The sequence below is a fragment of the Nitrososphaerota archaeon genome (assembly GCA_011605775.1).
In the GTDB taxonomy this organism is placed as follows: Archaea; Thermoproteota; Nitrososphaeria; order Nitrososphaerales; family JAAOZN01; genus JAAOZN01.
Map to the genome: position 1 here is coordinate 23,488 of JAAOZN010000047.1, position 6,169 is coordinate 29,656.

At 46.2% G+C, this 6,169-nt stretch carries 9 protein-coding genes; 5 read left to right on the forward strand and 4 right to left on the reverse strand.

The window, feature by feature from the left end; translation table 11 throughout:
* The first annotated feature begins 14 nt into the window (after positions 1-14).
* Positions 15-446, forward strand: a complete 432-nt coding sequence (locus HA494_04550) for a hypothetical protein (protein NHV97041.1) — start codon at positions 15-17, stop codon at positions 444-446.
* Between the two features lie 159 nt (positions 447-605).
* Here the strand turns inward: HA494_04550 and HA494_04555 are convergent, their stop codons facing one another.
* On the reverse strand, positions 606-761 hold the full coding sequence (locus HA494_04555) for a hypothetical protein (GenBank protein NHV97042.1): 156 nt from the start codon (positions 759-761) through the stop codon (positions 606-608).
* A 217-nt stretch (positions 762-978) separates the two neighbouring features.
* On the opposite strand from HA494_04555, the gene HA494_04560 reads away from it, so the two are divergent.
* The 4 genes from HA494_04560 to HA494_04575 all read left to right on the forward strand — a co-directional run bounded on the left by HA494_04560 (position 979) and on the right by HA494_04575 (position 4,277).
* On the forward strand, positions 979-1,434 hold the full coding sequence (locus tag HA494_04560) for an Lrp/AsnC family transcriptional regulator (GenBank protein NHV97043.1): 456 nt from the start codon (positions 979-981) through the stop codon (positions 1,432-1,434).
* Positions 1,435-1,563: 129 nt separating this feature from the next.
* A complete protein-coding gene (locus HA494_04565; GenBank protein NHV97044.1) occupies positions 1,564-2,037 on the forward strand; it encodes a hypothetical protein in 474 nt (157 codons plus the stop codon).
* On the forward strand, positions 2,038-3,126 hold the full coding sequence (locus HA494_04570; GenBank protein NHV97045.1) for a radical SAM protein: 1,089 nt from the start codon (positions 2,038-2,040) through the stop codon (positions 3,124-3,126).
* Complete coding sequence (locus tag HA494_04575; protein ID NHV97046.1) at positions 3,111-4,277, forward strand: TIGR04053 family radical SAM/SPASM domain-containing protein; 1,167 nt, start codon at positions 3,111-3,113, stop codon at positions 4,275-4,277. The genes HA494_04570 and HA494_04575 overlap by 16 nt, the downstream gene beginning before the upstream one ends.
* A gap of 95 nt (positions 4,278-4,372) precedes the next feature.
* Here HA494_04575 and HA494_04580 read toward each other — a convergent pair whose 3' ends face one another.
* The 3 genes from HA494_04580 to HA494_04590 form a co-directional block, all read right to left on the reverse strand.
* Positions 4,373-5,290 carry a 2-phospho-L-lactate transferase gene (locus tag HA494_04580; protein NHV97047.1) on the reverse strand — a complete coding sequence of 306 codons (918 nt, stop codon included), beginning with the start codon at positions 5,288-5,290 and terminating at the stop codon, positions 4,373-4,375.
* Complete coding sequence (locus tag HA494_04585) at positions 5,287-5,913, reverse strand: nitroreductase family protein (protein ID NHV97048.1); 627 nt, start codon at positions 5,911-5,913, stop codon at positions 5,287-5,289. Before HA494_04585 ends, HA494_04580 begins: the two co-directional genes overlap by 4 nt.
* 6 nt (positions 5,914-5,919) lie before the next feature.
* The coding region (locus HA494_04590; protein NHV97049.1) for a 2-phospho-L-lactate guanylyltransferase at positions 5,920-6,169 on the reverse strand (250 nt) is incomplete at its 5' end.

Sequence of the window (6,169 nt, forward strand, 5' to 3'; positions counted from 1 at the left end):
TCAAGGGGATTAAAGTGAAGTGGGAAGATACGTTGATGGCGTATGAGGAGGACATAAAGAGCAGGAGCGTGTTAGACTGGTTAAAGGCGCATACATCAGGATTCAAACCTCTGCATAGATACAGAGGTACACTCGAATTAGATGGTGGTAAGATAGTCTTCAATGGGAAAGACCTGAAAGAGGGTGCTGATTTCCACCTAGAAATCGACACCAAAGACATTACAGACGTATATCTAGGTTGGGACAGCGTCTATACAGGGTTTCCGGGGAGCAAAGCAGGAGACAGAGCATACCCTTGGAACAAGCCTCTTAGAATAAGATACAGATCCGAGGAAGGGGGGAGGACAATCTACATCTTCGCAAATTTCCATCACAGATATGGGATGAGAGCATCCGACAATAACGAAGTTCTTGAAAGATTAAAGCCTATACTCGAAGTGAAATAAATCAGGAAAGGGAAATGGGTATCGAAGAGTCTCGATAAGAGCAACTTTTTAATTCATTGACAACGCAGTCTTTCAGACTTATTCATGCTCTCTTCTTCGGCTGCTTTCCAATTTCCTTGATCCGCATACCTTCCTACGTAGCACCACCTTAAGTGTGATCTACACTCTTCCTATACTTCTCTCTACTGTAGTGTCCGTAGTAGAGGTATGTGTATGATCTACCCTTCGCTTTAACCGGCTTCGGGTATGGGAAGCCTCTTTCGCCGCAGATAAGCGCCTCCCCTCTTTGACCACTACACCTCTTCTCCTACGCATCCCTTCTAATGTTATCTAAACCCAATTAAGTAGTTTAAGTGTAAAGATTCTTGCGAAGTTTTCTAAACCGAGGATTTGGTTTCTGGTAACTCCTTGGAAGTCACCACAAGATGAAGAAAACAGTTACATGAACTCAACATAATCTCCCTATATTTGAGTTATTTTCGAATGGAGACATCTGCTTTATAAGCCTCCTTTTACATAATCTGTCTTCGGCTTGCGGTCAGGTTTTGACGAGGTTGATAGGGAGATTCTTAGGATGATGCAGGCTGATGCGAGAATTTCTTACGCTGAGATGGCTAAGCGACTCAACGTCCCTGAGTCGACCGTGAGGTATAGGGTTAAGCGTCTAGTCGATGCTAAGGTTATTAGGAAGGTGATGGCTCTTGTGGATCCGAGGAAGGTTGGGTTTGATGTTTCTGCGGTTGTTATGGTGAAGGTTGATCCTAATTATGTAAATGCAGCACTTAGGGGGGTAGCTTTTTTTGAGGAAGTCCAGCACGTCTTCCAGACCACAGGAGAATATGATATAATCTCTGTGATTCACGTGCGCGACATGAAGGCGTTGAATGGGTTTAAGCAGCGGGTGAAGATGTTGGAAGGTGTGAAGGATGTTGTGGTATGGGTTATAACGGAGCTCATAAAGATCGATCCAGCTCTGCCAGTTTACTGAACCAGCAAAATTTTGTTTATCTTGCTGCTGATAGAGTAAACCGTAAATAGTAGAACGAAACAGGCACAAGGTGGGGCTATGGATCAGGATAGGCGTAGTGTAAAGCTTAGCTTGGTAGCGGTGTTCTCGGTGCTGCTGTTTCTCGCGTCGGTTGTCGTTAAGGTTACGTTAAGTTATGGGGCTGTTGTGTTTGCGATAGTTTTGCTCGTAGGTGTTTTGAGTATTCGCTTACCTTATGCGGCTACGGTTATATGTTTCATTTCGGCTTTGCTCTACAGCTTCGTATCTCCACTTAGCCTTCTGATGCTGGGGACGTTTCTGGCTAGAGGGGTTGTGATTGATGTTTTATTTAGTGTGTTTAGGGTTTATCGGGATGCGTCTAACCGTGGATATAGGCTGTACGTGATTATCCCAGTTATGGTGGTTTCGGGGTTTGCTGCAGGCCTCTACCAATACTTTTTCTTAGTGTTCTTTATGCATCGACTTGTGGATTTTGGGGCGTTTATAGTTTCAACGATATTTGTGGTTTCGTTGATATCGAATGCTGCTGCTGGGTTTATTGTGCCTAAATACGTTATGCCTAGAGTTAGGAGGGTTATCTAGATGGTTCATTTGATTTCGCTGCTTAAGGGGCGGCGGTTGACTGGGGATAAGGTTTTCTCGGAGGCATATTCTAGGAGCAGGGTTGGTGAAGTCTTCTGGATCATCACAGATAGATGTAATCTGAGCTGTATGCATTGCCATAAAGGCTCATCTTCAGAGAGCAGATATGGGGTATCCAAGATAGATGCTTTTCACATAGTTGATAGGATTGGTAGGTTGGGTAGACCTCTAATATTTGTGTCTGGTGGGGAGCCGTTTACCAGCCCATATCTACTCGATGTTTTGACGGAGCTGAAGAGCAGAGGCTTTAGAGTGGTCCTATCGTCTAACGGAACCCTAATAGATGAGGGTGCCGCCAGCCATCTGCTAGACATGGGTATCGATTATGTTGCGCTTCCACTATATGGTGGGGAGCTGTTTCACGACCGCTTTACTGGTGTAGAGGGGTCGCATAGTAGGGTCTTGAATGCTTTAAAGCTACTCAGAGGGTCAGATACCAAGTTGGCTTTGAAGACGGTTGTATCGAGGAGCACCATCCCCAACATCGACTATATTCTAAATGAAGCGTTGAGGTATGATGTGAAGATGCTGTATCTATGCGACCTACTTCCGCTAGGTAGAGGAGCATCTCTATCATGGGATGTGTTAGATAAAGATGGGTGGAGGCACCTTCTTACTAAATTAGTTAGGGAGGTTCTAGACCACAGCTATGATGTTGAGATAGATGTTGGGTTGCACCCATCCGCAGCCCTATATGTGTTGAGGGAGCTAGGTGTTAACGTGTTAGATACGTTAAGTAAGGCGCCATCAAGGTTATCTCCCGAAGGCAGAGGTTTCATATCTATAGCACCTAACGGCGATGTTTCAATCTCACACTTCCTCCCCCACGTAAAGATAGGGAACGTTTTAGAGGATGACTTGGAGCAGCTCGTTAATCACCCCTTATACAAAGCTGTTGGTGACTCAGATAATCTAAGGGGGAGATGTGGGAGGTGTGAGTTCAAATACGTCTGCGGAGGGTCGAGAGTTAAAGCATATGTTTGTGAAGGCGACCTACTGGCAGAGGACCCGACTTGCTTACTGAATTAAACTACGATTTTAACAATAAACCCCTATTGATCTTCTGGGAGTTGACCAGAGCCTGTAAGCTCAAATGTAGACACTGTAGGGCTGATGCGATACTCAACCCACTACCCGATGAGCTAACCCTAGATGAAGGATTCAACGTAATCGATGATATTAAGGGCTTCGGAAAACCATACCCAACCCTAATACTAACTGGTGGAGACCCCCTCATGAAGAAGGGGTTTGAAGAAATCGTAAGATACGCTTACGAAAACGGCATCCCAATGGGTATTGCTCCTACAGTTTCAGAACTGTTGACTGAGGGCATCTTAAAGACCCTATTAAGATACGATGTAAAACACGTCTCTATAAGCCTAGATGGAGGTTACCCCCACACCCACGACTACATACGTGGTTTAAACGGCCACTTCGAAGCCACAATAGAAACACTAAGAAAGCTTATAGGTCTTGGCTTCAACGTTCAGGTGAACACTCTGGTATGCAGAGTCAACGTCTTTGAGCTCCCAGAAATCCTTAATCTACTACTCACAATGAATGTTAAGGTCTGGGAACTCTTCTTCCTTGTAAAGGTCGGTAGAGGTGTTGAGGTAGAGGATCTGACCCCTCAAGAATACGAAGATACCCTCCACTTCCTATTTGATGCGCTGAGCTACGGGGTTAACGTTAGAACCGTAGAGGCCCCATTCTTCAGAAGGGTAATAATATTAACCAGATCAAAGAGCGATACAAAGAACGCTGGCGTAGAAGAGATTATCCAAAAGTATGGTCTCGGCAATCTATACAAGAAGCTAGCCGCAAAGCTAGAAGAATTAGGACACATGAAGATTCAAAATGTTAATGTGGGGATAAGGAGACCAGCTACGAGAGACGGCTACGGGGTCATCTTCATCGCATACAATGGGGACATTTACCCAAGCGGCTTTACACCCCTTAAGCTGGGTAATGTGAAAGATGAAAGCATCGTAGACGTATACAGAAGTAATAAGATTTTACAGACGATAAGGTTGGCAGTGTTTAAAGGCAGGTGTGGCATATGCGAATACAGACACATATGTGGCGGAAGCAGAGCGAGAGCGTTCGCAACGAGAGGAGATGTGCTAGACGAAGACCCAGCCTGCATATACAATCCAGGTAAACAGATACTAAATAGCTGAGCACTATAACCACCACTATCCTGCTCGCTTCTACTTAACCCAAGTAAACCTTAGAGCCACATCCTTCGGATCAGCTAACATTTTTTAGATAACAACTATATTAGTGATAGGATGTGTTTAGCTAGGGTTATTTCGTCGTCATAAGTCTTCATCAAAATATTGTAGGTTACCGCTTTAATGCCTAGGGACTCGATTTTCTCTTTTAGAGCCGAGTCGACTAGGTCGATTAGAAGGATGTCGATGAAGTCTTTATAGAGTTGCGCTACACCGTATGCTGACACCTCTACACCTAACGCCGACATAATTTTGTCCGCTGGCCCCTTTACAGGGGCGCCGCCTATGATTGGGCTGACTCCTAGGATGGTGGCTTCGGTTCTCTGTAAGGCTTCTCTAACGCCTTTGACTGAGAGGATTGTGCCGATGCTGACTATTGGGTTGCTTGGGCATATTATCACAGCTCTTGCTTCTAAGATCGACTCTAGAACCTTGGGTGCGGGTTTGGCTTCTTCTGCGCCTTCGAAGACCACGCCAAGCACTTTATCGCTGCACCCCCTTTTGACTAGATATTCTTGGAAGTGGATGGTGCCGATGTCGGTCTTAATCTTGGTTTGGAACCTGTCGTCTGTCATGGGGATTATTTGAGCGGTTACTCCGAGGCTACTTGCGATCTTAGATGTTACTTCAGAGAGCTTTAACCCCTGCTTCAGAAGATGGGTTCGGTGTATGTGTGTGGCGAGGTCTCGGTCGCCTAGATTAAACCACCCCTCGCAGCCAAGCTTCTTTAGCACGTCGAGGCAGTTGAATGTGTCTCCTTTAATTCCCCACCCCTTCTCCGGGTCTACTATTCCGGCGAGTGTGTAGGTGATTATGTCGATGTCTGGTGAGATGTGTAGCCCGTGTAGAGTAATATCGTCGCCTGTGTTAACTATGATGGTGAGGTCTTCGCTTACGACTTTGCTGAGGCCTCGGAGGAGCTTTGCAGCCCCCACACCACCAGCTAACGCCGTGATCAAAACTTCTCGCCCCACATATTATGGTAGGCGACTTCCTCAAGCGGCTTTCGAGGAGGGGCGCTAACCTCTATAGCACGCTGCCCGATTTCGATCAAGGCTACGGGGTCAAACCCTTTTGGTATGCGAAGTATTCGCCTCACAACGCTCTGAGCGAATAAAGGTGCGCACCGCCAGCAAGCACCCAAACCCTCGTAATGTGCCGCAAGTAGCAGATTTTGGATAGCAGCTGAAACCGATTGAACAGCCATAATATACTCACACCTCCTCCTTCTACGATCAGGGTAGGTATCCATACCCTCCATAGTCACACAAGCCACTATTATTAGGGAAGCTGCTTCGATTCTAGAAATAGACTCCTCCGCCTCCTCTTCAGCCTCAGCCTTAGTGTAACCATCTCTAATAAGATCACGTATAAGTATTGATGCCATTCCCTTAGCCAGCTTTGTCTTAACGAGGAGGTCATCCACAACAATGAAGCGCCAGGGCTGCGCGTTGTGGGCTGAGGGTGCCACAGTAGCGGCATAGAGGATCTTCTTAACAACATCCTTACCGATGGGAATCGGCTTAAGCTTTTTGACACTCCTCCTTGTTAGAAGCATCTCCATACCATCCATCCTTCCCACCAGATTTCACCTCAAGAGCTTCCGCAAACACATCTCTGCGTAGACGCCTGTTCCTCCAACCATAAGACGCTTAAGATCTAGAGGAATGTCTACGTCAAAGGAAACCCTAGGTGAGCAGTGGGTTAGATATGGTATGCCACGCTTACGTGCTTCACATATATGCCTATAGAAGCTTTTAGGACCGAAGCGTGGTTTAATGTGAGTAGGGGGGCTGCAGAGTAGAGCGTTCGTACCACCGTCTGTGGATGGGCATACG